Annotated in this window: 16 protein-coding genes; 11 read left to right on the forward strand and 5 right to left on the reverse strand. The window is 66.0% G+C overall.

Going from position 1 to position 17,088, the window contains the following annotated elements:
- Positions 1-17 precede the first annotated feature (17 nt).
- Entirely contained in the window at positions 18-1,589 is a 1,572-nt protein-coding gene (locus HV773_RS00555; RefSeq protein WP_129561276.1) for an N-acetylmuramoyl-L-alanine amidase, read from the reverse strand.
- Complete coding sequence (gene tsaE / locus HV773_RS00560) at positions 1,571-2,140, reverse strand: tRNA (adenosine(37)-N6)-threonylcarbamoyltransferase complex ATPase subunit type 1 TsaE (protein ID WP_174220036.1); 570 nt, start codon at positions 2,138-2,140, stop codon at positions 1,571-1,573. The genes HV773_RS00555 and tsaE overlap by 19 nt, the downstream gene beginning before the upstream one ends.
- A 170-nt stretch (positions 2,141-2,310) precedes the next feature.
- Between tsaE and queG the strand changes: the two genes are divergently transcribed.
- From queG to HV773_RS00600, 8 genes are all read left to right on the forward strand, one after another.
- Positions 2,311-3,534: a tRNA epoxyqueuosine(34) reductase QueG gene (gene queG, locus HV773_RS00565; RefSeq protein WP_129563274.1), complete on the forward strand. Its 1,224-nt coding sequence runs from the start codon at positions 2,311-2,313 to the stop codon at positions 3,532-3,534.
- A gap of 50 nt (positions 3,535-3,584) precedes the next feature.
- The gene (locus tag HV773_RS00570) at positions 3,585-4,058 is read left to right on the forward strand and encodes a methylated-DNA--[protein]-cysteine S-methyltransferase (RefSeq protein ID WP_129561278.1); all 474 of its coding nucleotides are present in this window, start codon (positions 3,585-3,587) and stop codon (positions 4,056-4,058) included.
- Positions 4,055-5,002, forward strand: a complete 948-nt coding sequence (gene xerD, locus HV773_RS00575; protein WP_129561279.1) for a site-specific tyrosine recombinase XerD — start codon at positions 4,055-4,057, stop codon at positions 5,000-5,002. The genes HV773_RS00570 and xerD overlap by 4 nt, the downstream gene beginning before the upstream one ends.
- Before the next feature lie 62 nt (positions 5,003-5,064).
- Positions 5,065-5,556: a Cys-tRNA(Pro) deacylase gene (gene ybaK / locus HV773_RS00580; RefSeq protein WP_129561280.1), complete on the forward strand. Its 492-nt coding sequence runs from the start codon at positions 5,065-5,067 to the stop codon at positions 5,554-5,556.
- Between the two features lie 171 nt (positions 5,557-5,727).
- On the forward strand, positions 5,728-6,348 hold the full coding sequence (plsY, locus tag HV773_RS00585) for a glycerol-3-phosphate 1-O-acyltransferase PlsY (protein WP_129561281.1): 621 nt from the start codon (positions 5,728-5,730) through the stop codon (positions 6,346-6,348).
- A 161-nt stretch (positions 6,349-6,509) separates the two neighbouring features.
- Positions 6,510-8,309: a methyl-accepting chemotaxis protein gene (locus HV773_RS00590; RefSeq protein ID WP_129561282.1), complete on the forward strand. Its 1,800-nt coding sequence runs from the start codon at positions 6,510-6,512 to the stop codon at positions 8,307-8,309.
- A 567-nt stretch (positions 8,310-8,876) separates the two neighbouring features.
- A complete protein-coding gene (locus HV773_RS36735) occupies positions 8,877-9,311 on the forward strand; it encodes a DUF2442 domain-containing protein (protein ID WP_129561284.1) in 435 nt (144 codons plus the stop codon).
- Positions 9,312-9,445: 134 nt separating this feature from the next.
- Positions 9,446-9,901 (forward strand): SRPBCC family protein, encoded by a 456-nt coding sequence (locus HV773_RS00600; RefSeq protein WP_129563275.1) that lies wholly within the window; start codon positions 9,446-9,448, stop codon positions 9,899-9,901.
- 118 nt (positions 9,902-10,019) lie between these two features.
- Here HV773_RS00600 and HV773_RS00605 read toward each other — a convergent pair whose 3' ends face one another.
- The gene (locus HV773_RS00605; protein ID WP_129561285.1) at positions 10,020-10,505 is read right to left on the reverse strand and encodes a YajQ family cyclic di-GMP-binding protein; all 486 of its coding nucleotides are present in this window, start codon (positions 10,503-10,505) and stop codon (positions 10,020-10,022) included.
- Between the two features lie 299 nt (positions 10,506-10,804).
- Between HV773_RS00605 and murB the strand changes: the two genes are divergently transcribed.
- The gene (gene murB / locus HV773_RS00610) at positions 10,805-11,860 is read left to right on the forward strand and encodes a UDP-N-acetylmuramate dehydrogenase (RefSeq protein WP_129561286.1); all 1,056 of its coding nucleotides are present in this window, start codon (positions 10,805-10,807) and stop codon (positions 11,858-11,860) included.
- 39 nt (positions 11,861-11,899) lie between these two features.
- Here the strand turns inward: murB and HV773_RS00615 are convergent, their stop codons facing one another.
- Complete coding sequence (locus HV773_RS00615; RefSeq protein ID WP_129561287.1) at positions 11,900-12,727, reverse strand: EAL domain-containing protein; 828 nt, start codon at positions 12,725-12,727, stop codon at positions 11,900-11,902.
- A 349-nt stretch (positions 12,728-13,076) separates the two neighbouring features.
- Between HV773_RS00615 and hmgA the strand changes: the two genes are divergently transcribed.
- Together hmgA and fahA are read left to right on the forward strand one after the other, a co-directional pair.
- Positions 13,077-14,393, forward strand: a complete 1,317-nt coding sequence (gene hmgA / locus HV773_RS00620; protein ID WP_162497820.1) for a homogentisate 1,2-dioxygenase — start codon at positions 13,077-13,079, stop codon at positions 14,391-14,393.
- Positions 14,390-15,727 carry a fumarylacetoacetase gene (gene fahA, locus HV773_RS00625; RefSeq protein WP_162497804.1) on the forward strand — a complete coding sequence of 446 codons (1,338 nt, stop codon included), beginning with the start codon at positions 14,390-14,392 and terminating at the stop codon, positions 15,725-15,727. Before hmgA ends, fahA begins: the two co-directional genes overlap by 4 nt.
- A 50-nt stretch (positions 15,728-15,777) precedes the next feature.
- Here the strand turns inward: fahA and HV773_RS00630 are convergent, their stop codons facing one another.
- Entirely contained in the window at positions 15,778-16,935 is a 1,158-nt protein-coding gene (locus HV773_RS00630; protein WP_129561290.1) for an MFS transporter, read from the reverse strand.
- Positions 16,936-17,088: the final 153 nt, after the last annotated feature.

Below are 17,088 nucleotides of genomic sequence, written 5' to 3' on the forward strand. Positions count from 1 at the left end.
TGGCAACTCGATCGGGTTTACGTCATCCGGCTCTTCGCGAGCGGCGGGTTCGCCGCGAAGTAGCGCGTGATGCCCTTGAGGATGGCGTTCGCCATCTTGTCGCGATAGGCGTTGTCGTTGAGCTTTTGCTCTTCCTCGGGGTTGCTGATAAAGGCCGTTTCCACGAGGATCGACGGAATATCGGGCGCCTTCAGCACCGCGAAGCCCGCCTGCTCGACCGAGCCCTTGTGCAGCTTGTTGATCGCGCCGACTTCGTTGAGCACGAAGCCGCCGTAGCGCATCGAGTCGCGAATCTGCGCCGTGGTCGACATGTCGAACAGCGCCCGGTTCACGGAAGCATCCGCCGTCTTCACGTTGATCCCCCCGATCTGGTCCGACGAGTTCTCCTTGTTCGCCATCCAGCGCGCGGCGGCGCTCGACGCGCCGTGCTCGGAAAGCGCGAACACCGACGAGCCGCGCGCGTCCGGCGTGGTGAACGCGTCGGCGTGGATCGACACGAACAGATCGGCGCCCACGCGGCGCGCTTTCTGCACGCGCACGTTCAGCGGCACGAAGAAGTCGGCGTCGCGCGTCATCATCGCGCGCATGTTCGGCTGCGCGTCGATCTTCACGCGCAGCTTCTTTGCGATGTCGAGCGCGATGTGCTTTTCGTACGTGCCCCCACCGCCGATCGCGCCGGGATCCTCGCCGCCGTGGCCGGGGTCGATCGCCACCGTCAGCAGACGCGTGGTGCCGCCCTTGCTGGATTTCGGCGTGGTGAAACCGTAGTTGTCGGCCTGGCTGCCGCCGTCGTCGTTGTCTTGTGCGATGACGGGGGGCTTCGGCGCAGGCTTCGGCCGCGACAGGGTCGTCGCGGGCGGCACGACTGGCGGCACCGTCGGGCGCGGCGTGGCCGGCGTCGCTGGCGTGTTCGAGTCCGCATCGTTTTGCGCGTAGCGCTCGAAAAACGCGTCGCTGTTGTCGTGCGCGGGCGGGTTGTTGGGGCCCGCGAGCGTGGACGGCGGCGCGGGCGGCGCGTGGTCGCCCATTGCTTCGCGCGCGTCGAGTTGCTGCTGTTTGCGCTCGGTCTGCGCGAGCAGGTCCATGAGCGGGTCGGGCGCGACCGCCGGATAAAGGTCGAACACGAGCCGGTACTTGTACGAGCCCACCGGCTGCAGATTGAAGACCTGTGGCTTCACCGCCCCCTTGAGGTCGAACACCATGCGCACCACGTTGGGCTGATACTGGCCCACACGCACGGCCTGGATCTGCGGATCGTTCGGCGTGATCTTGGAGACGAGATTCTTGAGCGCGTCGTCGAGGTCGAGGCCGTTCAAGTCGACGACGAGCCGGTCGGGGCCTTGCAGCAATTGCTGCGAGTTCTGCAGCGGCTGATCCGACTCGATGGTGACGCGCGTGTAGTCGCGCGCGGGCCACACGCGCACGCCGATCACCGAAGTTGCCCATGCAAGACGCGGCGCCGCGACCGTGAGGCCGAGCATCAGCGTGGACGCGCCCGCTTTCAGAATCTGCCTGCGCCGCCAGTTGTGGGTGGCGGTGGCCGCGGATTCGATCGAGCGGAACGGTTTGATTAACATCTTTCTAGACATGCCTTTCCTGATGCGCTGTATGCGTACGCGGTGAGCACGCGGCCCTCACCGTACGGACCCGGTTCCAGATGGAACACGAGGTCGGGCACGCCGAGCAGGCCGCCCGCGCGTTGCGGCCATTCGACGAGACACACCGCCCCTTGCGCGAAATATTCGCGAAAGCCGGCGTCGGCCCATTCGGCCGGGTCGCTGAAACGATAGAGATCGAAGTGATAGAGCTGGAGTTCCCCGCTCGTCGTAGTCACCGTGTAGGGCTCGACGAGGGTATAGGTCGGGCTGCGTACCCGTCCGGCGTGGCCGAGCGCGCGCAGTGCGGCGCGCACGAGCGAGGTCTTGCCCGCGCCCAGGTCGCCGAACAGCTGCACGTGCAGGCCGCTGAACTCCGCAAGGCCGGATTCTTGCGTGCGCTGGCTTTCGAACGCGTGCGCGAAGCGCGCGCCGAACGCATCGGTGGCGGCTTCATCCGCGAGTTCGAAGCGGCGCTCGAGCAGAATGGGCGCGGCAGGCAGACTCGCGTGGTCGTGTCCGGGCATGTTGGGTGTTCCGGGCATTCTCGTAAAATAGCGTAATGAAACCCTCGCATTCCCCTTCGAACCCGATGCACGACGGAACGCACAAAACGCACGAAGTGCACGATTTGGTCGATGCGCGCATGCCGGTCGAGACGCCGGTGAATTCGCCCGCGCCGTTGGCTGCTCAGTCGGCTGCACCGGGCGTTGCCATGTCGGGCGCCGGCGGGTTAGTGCCGCGCGTTGAGGCTGCGCCGCTCGATGAAGCGGCGCTGGCCGCGCTCGCGACACGCATCCGCGCATGGGGACGCGAGCTGGGGTTCGGTGCGATCGGCATCAGCGACACCGATCTATCTCATGCCGAGGCGGGCCTTGCTGCGTGGCTCGAAGCAGGCTGCCATGGCGAGATGGATTATATGGCCAAACATGGGATGAAACGCGCGAGGCCCGCAGAGCTTGTGGCCGGTACGCGACGCGTCATCACTGCGCGCATGGCCTATTTGCCTGCTGCAACGCTCGCCGACAAAACGCTTTCGAAAGACTGGCGACAGCACGAACGCGCGCGTCTGGACGACCCGCACGCGGCCGTAGTGTCGATCTACGCGCGCGGCCGCGACTATCACAAGGTGCTGCGCGCGCGGCTGCAGCAGCTGGCCGAGCGCATCGAGGCCGAGATCGGCGCGTTTGGCTATCGCGTGTTCACCGATTCGGCGCCGGTGCTCGAAGTCGAGCTTGCGCAGAAAGCCGGCATCGGCTGGCGCGGCAAGCACACCTTGCTGCTGCAGCGCGATGCGGGCTCGCTGTTCTTTCTCGGCGAAATTTACGTGGACGTGCCGTTGCCCACCGATGCCGACGATGCACAGAACATGCAGGAGCCGCGGGACCGCCCCTCGCGAGCGCCTGAGCAGCCCGGCGCGCATTGCGGCAGTTGCACGCGCTGCATCGGCGCATGCCCGACGGGGGCGATCGTCGGGCCGTACCGCGTCGACGCGCGGCGCTGCATTTCCTATCTGACGATCGAATTGAAGGGCAGCATTCCCCTGGAATTGCGCGAGCTGATCGGCAATCGTGTCTATGGCTGCGACGACTGTCAGCTCGTGTGCCCGTGGAACAAGTTCGCACAAGCCGCGCCAGTCGCGGATTTCGATGTGCGCCACGGGCTCGACCGCGCGAGTCTCGTCGAGCTGTTCGGCTGGAGCGCCGAGCAGTTCGACGAGCGCATGCAGGGCAGCGCGATCCGTCGCATCGGCCATGAGGCATGGCTGCGCAATATTGCGGTGGCGATGGGTAACGCGCTGCGCGCGACGTGTGATGGTCACGACGGGCAGGATCGGCAGGAAGGCCGGGCGGCGATCGTGGCGGCGTTGCGCGCGCGCGAGCACGATGCGTCGGCGCTCGTGCGCGAGCATGTGCAATGGGCGCTGGAAGCGGCTTAGACTGGCGCGTGCATTCAGCTGGCACGGGATTGAGGTAAGGAGAAGACGCGATGTTCAACGCAGTAATCGAAGCGCCGTTCGGCAAGGTCGGCATTCGCACCGGCGATGGCGCGGTGCGCGAGATCGTCTATCTGCCCGAGTCCACGCGTGCGTTCGCGCCCGACTGCCCGCTCGCCGAGCGCGCGGTCGCGCAGATCACGCGCTATTTCGCGAGCGCGCAAGTGGACTTCGACTTGCCGCTCGCGCCGCTCGGCACGGCGTTTCAGCGCCGCGTCTGGGACGGCATTTGCGCGATCGGCGCGGGCGAGGTGCTCACTTACGGCACGCTTGCGAAGCGCATCGGCAGCATCAGCGCGCGTGCGGTGGGGCAGGCGTGCGGCTCGAATCCTTTTCCAATCGTGATTCCGTGCCATCGCGTGGTCTCGGCGAGTGGCATCGGCGGCTTCGCGCATCATGGCGGTGACGGCTTCTTTCGCGACGTGAAGCGCTGGCTGCTCACCCATGAAGGCGTCAGCATCCGATGACCGGCGCGCAAGAAGCCGAAGCCTTCGCGCTTGCGCCAGCCTCCGCGCAGGCGCTTTCTACGAGCCTGCTCGCCATCGATACCTTCTGCGACGCCATGTGGCTCGAGCACGGTCTCTCGCGCAACACGCTCGACGCGTACCGGCGCGATCTGCGTCTCTTTGCCGAGTGGCTCGCGCACGCGCGCTCGCATGGTCTCGACACGGTGCGCGAGGACGATCTGCTCGCCTACAGCGCGCGCCGCAAGGACGACAAATCGACCTCGGCGAACCGGCGTCTTTCGGTATTCCGGCGCTACTACGGCTGGGCGCTGCGCGAGCGGCGCGTGAGCGCGGACCCGACCGTGCGCGTGCGCTCGGCGAAACAGGCGCCGCGTTTTCCATCGACGCTCACCGAGGCGCAGGTCGAAGCGCTCCTGAACGCGCCCGACGTGGCCACGCCGCTCGGCCTGCGCGACCGCACGATGCTCGAGTTGATGTACGCGAGCGGCCTGCGCGTGACCGAGCTCGTCACGCTCAAGACCGTCGAGGTGGGCCTGAACGAAGGCGTCGTGCGCGTGCTCGGCAAGGGCTCGAAGGAGCGCCTGATTCCGTTCGGCGAAGAGGCCTCGGCCTGGATCACCCGTTATTTGCGCGAGGCGCGGCCCGCGCTGCTCGGCGCGCGCCCGGCCGATGCGCTGTTCGTCACCGCGCGCGCCGAGGGCATGACGCGCCAGCAATTCTGGAACATCATCAAGCGCCACGCGCTCAACGCGGGCGTGCACGCGCCGCTTTCGCCGCACACGCTGCGCCATGCGTTCGCCACGCATCTGCTCAATCACGGCGCGGACCTGCGCGTGGTGCAACTGTTGCTCGGCCATAGCGACATCTCCACGACGCAAATCTATACGCACGTCGCGCGCGAGCGCTTGCGGCAACTGCACGAAATACATCATCCGCGCGGCTAGGGTGAACGGGTGCAGGCATGCCACGGCAGCGCCGGGCGCCGTTGCCCATTAAAATGCGCGCCATGAGCAAATCGAAACACGTCTCCGAAACGCCCGCCACGCAGATGCTGCGCCGCGCGGGCGTCGCGTTCGGCGAGCATCCCTACGAGTACGTCGAGCACGGCGGCACGGGCGAATCCGCGCGCCAGCTCGGCGTGGATGAGCATCGCGTCGTCAAGACGCTCGTGATGGAGGACGAGCACGCGAAGCCGCTGATCGTCCTCATGCACGGCGACCGCAAGGTCTCCACCAAGAATCTCGCCCGGCAGATCGGCGCCAAGCGCGTCGAGCCCTGCAAGCCTGAAGTCGCGAATCGCCACTCGGGTTACCTGGTGGGTGGCACCTCGCCGTTCGGCACGAAGAAGACGATGCCCGTGTACGTCGAATCGAGCATTCTCGAACTCGACCAGATCTGGCTCAACGGCGGCAGGCGCGGCTATCTCGTGAGCCTCGCGCCCGCGGTGCTCACGACGCTGCTGGGGGCAAAACCGGTGCAGTGCGCCAGTGTTGAGTGATGTCTGGGTCGGTGCCTGGGTGCGTGCAGTCCGCTCCCCGCCTTCCCTGATTGCCCTGGGATGGCGGCAAGAGCCGCCCGCGCTTCGGTAGAATGAGCGTCTTCGCGCGCCCATCCCTGCTGATCCGCACTGGGCCGCCACGCTTTGTTTTTCTTCCTTCGGGTTTCGTGCATGTACAACCTGTTTGTCGCCGTTGCTGCCTATCTGATCGGCTCGATTTCGTTTGCCGTGGTCGTGAGCGCCGTCATGGGCCTCGACGACCCGCGTTCCTATGGCTCCGGCAACCCGGGCGCGACCAACGTGCTGCGCAGCGGCAACAAGAAGGCCGCCATCCTCACGCTGATCGGCGATGCGTTCAAGGGCTGGCTCGCGGTCTGGCTCACGATGCGCTTCGGGCCGCGTTTCGGTCTGGGCGAGACGGCCGTCGCCTTGTCGGTCATTGCCGTGTTCCTCGGCCACCTTTATCCGGTGTTCTTCCGCTTCCAGGGCGGCAAGGGCGTGGCGACCGCAGCGGGCGTGCTGCTCGCCGTGAGCCCGGTGCTGGGCGGCGCCACGCTGCTCACCTGGTTGATCGTCGCGTTCTTCACGCGCTATTCGTCGCTGGCGGCGCTCGCGGCCGCCGTGTTCGCGCCGTTCTTTTGCGTGCTCATGTTCGGCATGCACGTGATGGCGCTCGCGATTCTCGCGATGAGTGTGCTGCTGTTCTGGCGCCATCGGGCCAATATCTCGAAGCTCATGAACGGCACCGAGAGCCGTATCGGCGACAAGAAGAAGGCCGCTGCCAGCCAATAAGTCGGGGAGGGGCCGCGTCGTTGTGCTCGCGCCCCGATAAACCGGACTCAAGTCCTTCGCGCTGGACGCCGTAAACGCGTGGATCATCGGCTCTTGCCACCGGTATCGCAGATCGATACCGCAACTTGATTCACTCATCTCCATACGGCGCCTTTCGTTCTATGTTCACCACCATTCGGGCGCGCATCGTCGCGCTATGCGTCGTTATCGTCGTCGTCGCGCTGGCAGCCAACACGGCGCTCAACTACGTCGTTGCCAACTCCCACAACCAGGATTCGATCGACGCCATGCTCACGGCCGTCGAGGACAGCCACGCCCAAGGCATCGACGAATGGGTCGCGGGCCATGCGCGCATGGTCGATTCCCTGCAGGACGCCGTGCTGCAACCCGATCCCGTGCCCATGCTCAAGCAGGTCGCCGCGGCCGGCGGTTTCATGGACGTCTATGTGGGCTACCCCGACAAGAGCGCGAAGTTCGCCGACAACGCCGGCATTCCCGCCGACTACGATCCGACCGGCCGGCCCTGGTACCAGCAAGCGGTGGCGGCGGGCAAGGGCGTGGTGACCCCGCCGTACGTGGATGCGGCCACGGGCAAGCTCGTGGTGTCGTTCGCGCAGCCCGTGATCCGCGAGGGCGTTGTGAAGGCCGTCGTTTCGGGCGACGTCGTCATGGACAGCGTGATCGCCAACGTGCGCGCGATTCATCCGACGCCTGCGAGCTTCGGCATGCTGATCGACGGCGCCGGCCAGATCGTCGCGCACAACGACCCGAAGCTCACGCTCAAGCCTGTTACCGACATCGCGCCCGCGCTCACGGGCGACAAGCTGGCCGCGCTGTTCGCGGCTCGCGTGCCGCTCGCGGTCGAGGTGGGCGGCGACGTCCGGTTGATGCGCGCGCAGCCGATCGCGGGCACGGACTGGCGCGTGGTGGTCGCACTCGACCGCGCGGACGCCACGGCCGGCATGCGCTCGCTCCTCACGGCCTCGCTCGCCGCGCTGGTGGTGATCGCGGTGGCGGCGGCGCTGGTGGTTGGCGCGGTGACGGCGGTGTCGTTTCAGCGCCTCTCGCGCGTGCGCGATGCGATGGACGCCATCGGCAAGGGCGAGGGCGATCTCACGCAGCGCCTGCCCGCGGCGGGCAACGACGAAGTCGCGCAGATCGCGCGCGCGTTCAACGCGTTCATGGACAAACTGCGCGACGTGATGCGCCAGATCCGTGATGCGAGCGAATCGGTGCGCACCGCGAGCGACGAGATCGCCGCGGGCAACGTCGATCTCTCGGGCCGCACCGAATCGGCGGCGGCGAGCCTCGAGCAAACGGCGGCCTCGATGGAGCAGATCACGGCGACGGTGGCGCAGTCCGCCAACGCGGCGCAGCAGGCGGACGTGACGGCGTCGTCGGCCTCGGCGGTGGCCTCGCGCGGCGGCGCGGTGATTTCGGACGTGGTCGACACGATGGGCGCGATCGAGCACGCCTCGGTGAAGATTGCCGACATCATCGGCGTGATCGACGGCATTGCGTTTCAAACCAACATTCTCGCGCTGAACGCGGCGGTGGAGGCGGCGCGCGCCGGCGAGCAGGGGCGCGGCTTTGCGGTGGTGGCGGGCGAGGTGCGCAGTCTCGCGCAGCGCAGCGCGCAGGCCGCGCGCGAGATCAAGGCTCTGATCGAGTCGACGGTGACGAGCGTGAATTCGGGCTCGCAACTCGTGCGCCGCGCTGGCGAGACGATGGACGAGATCGTCGCGAACGTGTCGAACGTGACCACCATCATTTCCGAGGTGACCCAGGCGGCCGGCGAGCAGACGCGGGGCATCCAGGAGGTGAACCGCGCGGTGAGCCAGCTTGACGAGATGGTCCAGCAGAATGCGGCGCTCGTCGAGCAGTCGACGGCTGCCGCCGCTGCGCTGCGCGGGCAGGCCGCGAACCTCGCGCAGACGGTGGGGCAGTTCAGGCTCGAATGAGCCCGCCGCGAATCGCGGGAGGGTGCGCGAGAGAACGGCAGGAATGGGACGGCGCTACGGCGCCGTTTTTTTTCGCCTGCGCGTTGATGCTTGCCGCGCGCCGGTTTCGCGAGGGGCTGCGATTGGGCCTATGCCGATTGGCCGAGATTACACGCGAGAGCATGCCCCTTATGCTTGCTCGGGTCATTGCCTGCCAACTCGGCCTCGGATATCGGCTCGAATCCGGCGCACGCTTGATCCAGTGCAAACGATTACGTGTCCCGCACGGTTGCGGGGCGTTCAAAAAACCCAACGTTAGGTTATTCTCGGAGCCATGCCCACAGTCCTTCGCGTACCCGGCGCCCGTGTGGTCATCTTTCCCAACGACCATTCGCCCGCGCATGTTCATTTGGTGAGCCCGCAGGGCTCGTGTGTCTTCAACCTCAACTGCCCAGGCGGCCCGCTGGTGTTGCGTGAGCGCTTCGTGCTCGCGCATCATGAGGTCGCGCGCCTTGCTGGCGCGATCGAACCGCAAATCGGGCGCTTGTGCAGGGAATGGCAAAGCATCGCAGCATGGAGAGTGCAAACATGGTCGACATCAGCCACGAGCAGTTCGCAGCCGCGACCCGGGCGGCACAGGAAAGTCCGGTCGCGGTTGCCGTGCGGTACAGCCGCACGCATCGCAAGCTCGAGGTCGCGTTCGCGAACGGCGTGAGCATTGCGGTGCCTATCGGACTCATTCAGGACTTCCAGATGCTCGAAACGCCGCCCACGGCCGCGCAGCTTGCGGAGGTCGAGATTTGGGGCGGCGGGCAGTCTGTCTACTTTCCCCGGCTCGATCTGCTGGTCTGGGCGCCGGGGCTGCTGCAAGGCGTCTATGGGTCGAAGGCGTGGATGCGCGAGCTCGCGCGCGGCATGGGGTCAGTCACGTCGCCGGCCAAGGCCGCCGCGGCACGCGCGAACGGGCGCAAGGGCGGGCGGCCCCGCAAGAAGCCGCCTGCCTTGTGCGCGCAGGAGGCCTGACTGGAGTGGTGCGGATGCGTTCCTCGAACTCAAACGCGCACCCGAGGGAAACGGAGGTAGCCATCATGAGCAGCAGTGAAGGCCACGTGAGTGGCAAGGGTGACAAGGGTGAAAGGGGCGGCACGAGTGGCGCGGTGAGCGAATCCGTGTTCGTCTACGTCATGTTCATGCGCGCCACGCCCCAAGCGCTATGGGAGGCTCTCACCAGCCGCGCGTTCACGGAGCGGTATTGGTTCGGCATGCATCACGAGTGCGACTGGCAGGCCGGCTCGCCGTGGTCGCTGCGCTTTTCCGATGGCCGGGTGGCCGATTCGGGCGAGATCGTCGAGTCGGACGTTGCGCATCGTCTCGTGATCCGCTGGCGCAACATGTTTCGCCCGGAACTGAACGCCGAGGGCGATTCCCTGTGCACGTTGCAGATCGAGCAGGTGGAGTACGCCGTGAAGCTCACGGTTACGCACCGCATGGAGCGTGCGGGCTCGAAGTTCATCGAGGCGGTGTCGGGTGGCTGGCCGCGCATCCTGTCGAATCTCAAGACGCTGCTGGAGACGGGCGAGACGCTGATGCCGCTCGTCACGACGAGCGATTAGGCGAGGAAGAAGGGGGAGTGAGAACGAGGCGGCGCGTGCCGCCTCGTTGCGAGCGATTTTGTGAAAAACCGCGGAAAGCCTTGAAGAGCCGCAAAGAAGCGCGGCAGCGCGCGACGAATCAGTCGCGGAAGTTGTTGAAGTCGAGCGGGGTATCGGTCACGTCCTTGCGCAGCATGGCCATTACGCTTTGCAGATCGTCGCGCTTGGCGCCGGCGACACGCACAGCGTCGCCCTGGATGCTCGCCTGAACCTTGATCTTGCTTTCCTTGACGAGCTTGACGATCTTCTTGGCGAGGTCGCCCGAGACACCCTTCTTCACGGTGATGACCTGCTTGACCTTGTCGCCGCCGATCTTCTCGATCTTGCCGTAGTCGAGGAAGCGCACGTCCACGTTGCGCTTGGCCATTTTCGAGATCAGTACGTCCTTGACCTGGTCGAGCTTGAAATCGTCGTCGGCGAACGCGGTCAGCTCGCGTTCCTTTTGCTCGACGCGCGCATCCGAGCCCTTGAAGTCGAAGCGCGTGGAGATCTCCTTGTTGGATTGCTCGATAGCGTTCTTCACTTCGATCATGTTGGCTTCGCTGACGACGTCAAACGATGGCATTGCTTTCTCCCAAAAGTGCGAGTGGGGCACGAGCGGTGCATATTGTGCGGCTCGCGGGCCGCAGCGGGGCTCGCCGGTACGGCGCCCTGTACTCGCTATAATCACGGACCGACGCCATTTTACCGGCGCCGCTGCGTTTGCCCAAGGCTGCGCGGCGTTGTGTGCCGGCGGCCCCGCAGCCGGCGTGCCTGCGCTTCGCATCGTGCGGGTTTGAGCGGGTTTGAGTTTTGCGGTTTGCGTCGTTCGTTTTCAGCGCCCGTTTTTTCGTCTTCGGTCATTTCGTGTCACATCCATCCTCGATGCCTGTTTCCGCCACGTCCGCCGTTCCGTCCCCGGTGTGGTTCGCCGCTGGCTACCCGCTGCGCGAGCACAACACCTTCGGCTTCGACGTGCGTGCGCGCTTCGCCTGCCGCATCGAGAACGAGGCCGGTCTCGCTGCCGCCTTGCGCGATCCGCGTGCCCAGGGGCTGCGCATGCTGGTGCTGGGCGGCGGCAGCAATGTCGTGCTCACGCGCGACTTCGACGGCCTCGTGCTGCTCGTCGCGCTGGCGGGCAAGCGCGTGACGCGCGAGGACGGCGACGCCTGGTACGTCGAAGCCGGCGCCGGCGAGAACTGGCACGATTTCGTGGCGTGGACGCTCGAAGCGGGCATGCCGGGCCTCGAAAACCTCGCGCTGATCCCGGGCACGGTGGGCGCGGCGCCGATTCAGAACATCGGCGCGTACGGACTGGAAATGGCGGAGCGCTGCGCGAGCGTGCGCGCGATCGAGATCGAGTCCGGCACGTCGTACGTGTTCGATGCCGCCGATTGCCGCTTCGGCTATCGCGACAGTTTTTTCAAGCAGGAAGGGCACGACCGATTCCTGATTACCTCGGTGACCTTCCGTTTGCCGAAGGCGTGGCGGCCCAATGCCGGTTACGCCGATCTCGCGCGCGAGCTTGCGCAGCGCGGGCTGTCCGAGGCGCGGTGCGCGCGCGACGTATTCGACGCCGTGGTTGCGGTGCGCCGCGCGAAGCTGCCCGATCCGCTCGCGCTCGGCAATGCGGGTAGTTTTTTCAAAAATCCGGTGATCGACGCACAGCAGTTCGACTCGCTCGTCCTGCGCGAGCCGCGCATCGTCTCGTACACCCAAGCCGACGGCCGCGTGAAACTCGCCGCGGGCTGGCTGATCGATCAATGCGGCTGGAAAGGCCGCACGCTGCGCGGGGCGGCCGTGCACGAACGGCAGGCGCTCGTGCTCGTGAATCTCGGCGGCGCCACCGGCAGCGATATCCTCGAACTGGCCCAGGCGATCCGCCGTGATGTGTTCGAGCGCTTCGGCGTGGAGCTGGAGCAGGAACCCGTCAGCCTGTAAGTCGCCTTCTCAGCGCTCGCTATATCCGCACTATCCGTACTACGCTGCGCTGTGCTGCGTGGCGAACACGGGCCCTTGCACGAAGCGCACGTCGTACTGCTGCAACTGCTCGAACTGCGCGGCGTCCACCACGCGATTGAAGATCAGCGGAATACGCAGCCGCGCCGCGTAGCTCACCAGCGGCTTCACCATCGAATCGCGCAGTGCCGCGCTCGCATCCATCTTCAGGAAGTCGAGCCGCGCCATGTCCGACACGGACAGAATCTGCCCCGCGTTGGGCAAATTGCCCGCCACCTTGAACCCATAGCGCTGATAGCTCTTCGTCAGGTAGCCGACGAAGGTCCGGTGCGCGACCGCCGCCGCCGGCAATTCGATCACCACGCGCCCGGGGTTCAGTCCGAACGAGACCAGCACATTCGAAAAGTGCCGCCCGTGGTCGTACTTCACGCTCTTGAGCAGTTGCTCGTGCACGCGCAAAAACAGTAGCCCGTGCTGCTGCGAGCCAAGAAAGTTGATCGTGTGAAGCGCGCGCACGCAGCGGTCGAGCGCGACGAGCTCGGGGTCGTCGACGGTGGTGGCGAACGGGTCGAAGGGCTCGACCTTGCCGTCGTGCTCGCGTAGCGTCACCGCCTGAAAGCCGAGTTCGTCGCCGAAGCGCGAGGCCAATGTGAGGTCTGCTGTGATTGACTGCGCGCCGCCGTGCACGCTGATGTCGTAGATCGGCTCATAGGCGCTCAAGAGCTCCACGCCATTGCGGTGCGCGACGGCCTCCGCGTGATGCGTACCTGTGCCCATCATCAGGTGCTCGCCGAGAAATGGATGGTTGGCGGCACGGGCGACGAGCTCGGGAATGGTTGGGGCGATCATGACGCGATGAATGTGGCGTAACGGGTAATGCGCGGTCGGCCCGCGCCGGTTGGTTTATCGCGACAACAGGGCCGCATGGCTTGATGGTAGCAGCCCCGGACGCTTCGGCATGCACCGATTAGTGATAACGATATCCACGCAGAGGCGCATTTCCGACTCCCGCCCTGGGATATCAGGGTTTACATGTAATTTCACTAATCATAATCCGTTTTACTATTCGTAAATCGCGCGGCGGGCTTCGCCGGTAAAACGTGGAGAGACAGTGATGAACGCACCCTTGCGGGACGTAACCCAGGCGGATGTAGAAAAAAGCGGGAAAAGCGGATCGGACACGGCGGCCGCGCGCTATATGAGCGGCTTTGCCAATGAGTTCGCCACCGAGGCGCTGCCCGGCGCCTTGCCAGACGGCCAGAACTCGCCGCAGCGTTGCGCCTATGGCCTGTACGCCGAGCAGCTTTCGGGCACGGCCTTCACCGCGCCGCGCGCGCACAATCGCCGGACGTGGTTCTATCGGATCCGGCCGGGCGCGGTGCATCAGCCGTTCACGCTGCTTGCCGCGCGTGCCAGCGTCGATGGTGGCAAGGGCCGCGCGCCGCGCCTCGTCGCCGATTTCGGTGGCGTGCCGCCTACGCCGCCCAACCAGTTGCGCTGGGATCCGCTGCCGATGCCCACGGAGCCGACTGATTTCATCGACGGCTGGGTGACGATGGCCGGCAACGGCTCGGCGGCCTCGATGAGCGGCTGCGCGATTCATCTGTACGCGGCGAACCGTTCGATGACCGATCGCTTCTTCTACAACACCGACGGTGAACTGCTGATCGTCCCGCAGCAGGGGCGCCTCGCGATCGCGACCGAGATGGGCAAGCTCGAGGTCGAGCCGTTTGAGATCGCGGTGATTCCGCGCGGCGTGCGCTTCACGGTCGAGTTGCCCGACGGCGAGGCGCGCGGCTATATCTGCGAAAACTTCGGCGCGCTGCTGCGTCTGCCCGATCTGGGCGTGATCGGCTCGAACGGGCTGGCGAATCCGCGCGACTTCCTCACGCCGCGCGCGGCCTATGAAGACCGCGAAGGGCAGTTCGAGCTCGTCACGAAACTGAACGGCGAGCTCTGGCGCGCCGACATCGGCCATTCGCCGCTCGACGTGGTCGCGTGGCACGGCAACTACGCGCCGTATAAGTACGACCTGCGCCGCTACAACACCATCGGCTCGATCAGCTACGACCACCCGGATCCGTCGATCTTCCTCGTGCTGCAGTCGCCCACCGACACCCCGGGCGTCGACGCGATCGACTTCGTGATCTTCCCGCCGCGCTGGCTCGCGGCCGAGAACACCTTCCGTCCGCCCTGGTACCACCGCAACGTCGCGAGCGAGTTCATGGGCCTCGTGCACGGCGTGTACGACGCGAAGGCCGAGGGCTTCATGCCGGGCGGTGCGAGCCTGCATAACTGCATGACGGGCCACGGCCCCGATGCCGAGACCTTCGAGAAGGCCTCGAACATCGATACGACCAAACCGAATAAGGTCGCCGACACGATGGCGTTCATGTTCGAGACCCGCACGCTGATTCGCCCGACGCGCTTCGCGCTCGAATCGGCGCAACTGCAGGCGCATTATTACGAGTGCTGGCAAGGCCTCAAAAAACACTTCAATCCGGAGCAGCAATGAGCAACCCCAGCAACCCCATCCCCGCCGATCTGCAGGCAACGTTCGATCCGCAGCGCAAGAGCTGGATCGAAAGCGCGAACGATGCGGCCTGTGATTTCCCGATCCAGAACCTGCCGTTCGGCGTGTTCAGTACGGCGAGCCACGAAAACGCGCGCGTGGGCGTGGCCATCGGCGACTCGGTTGTCGACCTGGCGGTGCTGCACGAGGCCGGATTGCTGCGCGTGCCGGCCGGGTCCTCGGGTGCGGAAAACGTCTTCGCGCGTGCCGCGCTGAACGACTTCATCGCACTCGGCCGCGAAGTGTGGCGCAGCGTGCGCGTGCAGCTTTCGTCGCTGCTCGCACGCGATACGACGAGCGGGGCCACGCTGCGCGATGACGCGGGCCTGCGCCAACGCGCGCTCGTGAAGCTTGCCGATGCGAAGCTGCATCTGCCAGTGGAGATTCCCGGCTATACGGACTTTTATTCGTCGAAGGAGCACGCGACGAATGTGGGCTCGATGTTTCGCGATCCGAAGAATGCGCTGCTGCCGAACTGGTCCGAGATGCCGATCGGCTATAACGGACGCGCTTCGTCGGTGGTGGTGAGCGGCACGTCGGTGCGCCGCCCCAATGGCCAGTTGAAGTTGCCCGACCAGGAGCGCCCGGTGTTCGGCGCATGCCGCAAGCTCGACATCGAACTGGAGACGGGCTTCATCGTCGGGCGCGGCAATGCGCTTGGCGAGCCGATCGCGTGCGAGAACGCCGAGGCGCATATCTTCGGCATGGTGTTGCTCAACGACTGGAGCGCGCGCGACATCCAGCAGTGGGAATACGTGCCGCTTGGGCCGTTCAATGCGAAGACCTTCGCCACCACGATCTCGCCGTGGGTTGTGACGCTCGACGCACTGGAGCCGTTTCGCGTCGCGCAGCCGGTGCAGGAGCCGCAGCCGCTCGACTATCTGCGTCACGCGGGCAATCATGCGTTCGACATTGCGCTCGAAGTGCTGCTGCACCCCGAAGCGGCGAGCGAGGCAACCTCGATTGCGCGCACGAATTTCCGCCACATGTACTGGACGATGGCGCAGCAACTCGCGCATCACACGGTGGCCGGGTGCAACACGCGTGTGGGCGACTTGATGGGCTCGGGCACGATCTCGGGGCCGACGCCGGATTCGTTCGGCAGCCTGCTCGAACTCACGTGGAACGGCAAGAATCCGCTTGAATTGAAGAGCGGCGGCACGCGCGGCTTCATCGAAGACGGCGACGAACTTACGCTCGCGGGCTGGTGCCAGGGCGAGGGTTATCGCGTGGGGTTCGGTGAGTGCGTCGGCAAGATTTTGCCGGCGTTGAAGTAATGAAGTAAGCGCGCCGACGCCGGGTTGGCGTCGGCATCGGCATCGGCTTATCAAGCCTTCGCGCGCACAACCCCCCGTGCGCGCTCCCAGCGCAGCGTCCCGAGAAACATCAGCGCGCAAGCGAACAGCACCCACAGCATGGCGTCGCGGCCCGCGTGTTCCATCAGCGCGCCGGTGACGATCGGCCCGCCGAAGCTCGCCGCACTCCACGAGGCGCTCACGAGCGCGCTTGCCGACACGAGCGCCACGCCTTCGAAGCGCTCGCCGCACGCCACGATAGCCAGCGTGTAGATCGATCCCGCCGCTGCGCCCAGCACGAAGAGCAGCGGCCAGCGCAGCCATGGCGTTGCGACCGCCAATGGCAGCAATGGCAAGAGCACCGCCACGAGCACGCCCATCAGCGCGTGCACGCGCTCGCGGCCGAGCCGGTCGGCGAGCCAGCCGATGGGGAACTGCATGGTGGTGTCGCCGAGCAGCACGACCGAGGCGAACAGCACAGCCGTTTCGGTGTCGATGCCGTGGCCCATCGCGAAGAGCGGCAAGAGCGAGAGCGCGAGCGTGTCGAACAGCGCGAAGAACCCCGTGGCGACGATCAGCGCGGGCATCTTCGGCAGGATATGGCGCCAGCTGCCGTGCGGCTCGTGCAGGTCGGCGCTCTGCGCGGTCGTGCGGATGGCGGCGAGCGTCGGCAGTGCGACAAGGAAGATCGCGCCGCAGATCGCGAAGCGCCACGACGTGAATCCCTCGATCTGGCTCACGAGCACCGGGCCGGACATCTGAAACAGCGTGAAGGTGGTCGCGTAGATGCCGACCACGCGGCCGCGGTTGGTGTCGTTGGCGAGCTCGTTGACCCATGCTTCGCTGATGGTGAAGAGCAGCATCAGCGCCGCGCCACAGACCATGCGCAAGAGCGCCCAGAGCCACAGGTTCGCGTTGAACTGCATGAGCGCGGTGGCGACGGCGGCGGCAAGCACCGAACCCACGATCACCTGACGCGAGCCGAAGCGCGTGGAGATCCACGCCGTGGCCGGCACCACGAGCAGCCCGCCGAATGCTTGCGCGGCGGTGAGCAGGCCGACGATGGCGGTGCCGTAGCCGGCGTCGGTGAGGGCGAGGGCGGTGAGCGGCAGGGTTGCGCCCGAACCGAGGCCGACCACGGCCACGCTCAGGATCAGGGCGAGGAAATCGCGGGTGAAGATGGTTCTCATCGGGCGAGATCCTACTACGGGTGAGGGCGCCGCGTCGCGCCGCGAGTGCTCCGCGTGGCTTGCGTTCTTCTTACGCAACAGCGTCCTGCTGCGGGTGGCCTTGACGATTTCTTCAGGTTGCGTCCATGGTGCACCCCGCAGGCGGGCCGCACC

Origin of the sequence: Paraburkholderia caffeinitolerans (assembly GCF_902859945.1) — a bacterium.
Classification (GTDB): Bacteria; Pseudomonadota; Gammaproteobacteria; order Burkholderiales; family Burkholderiaceae; genus Paraburkholderia; species Paraburkholderia caffeinitolerans.

Excerpts from the sequence above, each read along its gene's own strand:
- xerD (WP_129561279.1), top strand. The coding sequence starts at position 4,055 with ATGACCGGCGCGCAAGAAGCCGAAGCCTTCGCGCTTGCGCCAGCCTCC.
- fahA (WP_162497804.1), top strand. The coding sequence starts at position 14,390 with ATGAGCAACCCCAGCAACCCCATCCCCGCCGATCTGCAGGCAACGTTC.
- murB (WP_129561286.1), top strand. The coding sequence starts at position 10,805 with ATGCCTGTTTCCGCCACGTCCGCCGTTCCGTCCCCGGTGTGGTTCGCC.
- HV773_RS00590 (WP_129561282.1), top strand. The coding sequence starts at position 6,510 with ATGTTCACCACCATTCGGGCGCGCATCGTCGCGCTATGCGTCGTTATC.
- hmgA (WP_162497820.1), top strand. The coding sequence starts at position 13,077 with ATGAGCGGCTTTGCCAATGAGTTCGCCACCGAGGCGCTGCCCGGCGCC.
- HV773_RS00605 (WP_129561285.1), bottom strand. The coding sequence starts at position 10,505 with ATGCCATCGTTTGACGTCGTCAGCGAAGCCAACATGATCGAAGTGAAG.
- ybaK (WP_129561280.1), top strand. The coding sequence starts at position 5,065 with ATGAGCAAATCGAAACACGTCTCCGAAACGCCCGCCACGCAGATGCTG.
- HV773_RS00630 (WP_129561290.1), bottom strand. The coding sequence starts at position 16,935 with ATGAGAACCATCTTCACCCGCGATTTCCTCGCCCTGATCCTGAGCGTG.
- tsaE (WP_174220036.1), bottom strand. The coding sequence starts at position 2,140 with ATGCCCGGAACACCCAACATGCCCGGACACGACCACGCGAGTCTGCCT.
- HV773_RS00615 (WP_129561287.1), bottom strand. The coding sequence starts at position 12,727 with ATGATCGCCCCAACCATTCCCGAGCTCGTCGCCCGTGCCGCCAACCAT.
- HV773_RS00570 (WP_129561278.1), top strand. The coding sequence starts at position 3,585 with ATGTTCAACGCAGTAATCGAAGCGCCGTTCGGCAAGGTCGGCATTCGC.
- queG (WP_129563274.1), top strand. The coding sequence starts at position 2,311 with ATGTCGGGCGCCGGCGGGTTAGTGCCGCGCGTTGAGGCTGCGCCGCTC.
- plsY (WP_129561281.1), top strand. The coding sequence starts at position 5,728 with ATGTACAACCTGTTTGTCGCCGTTGCTGCCTATCTGATCGGCTCGATT.
- HV773_RS36735 (WP_129561284.1), top strand. The coding sequence starts at position 8,877 with ATGGTCGACATCAGCCACGAGCAGTTCGCAGCCGCGACCCGGGCGGCA.
- HV773_RS00555 (WP_129561276.1), bottom strand. The coding sequence starts at position 1,589 with ATGTCTAGAAAGATGTTAATCAAACCGTTCCGCTCGATCGAATCCGCG.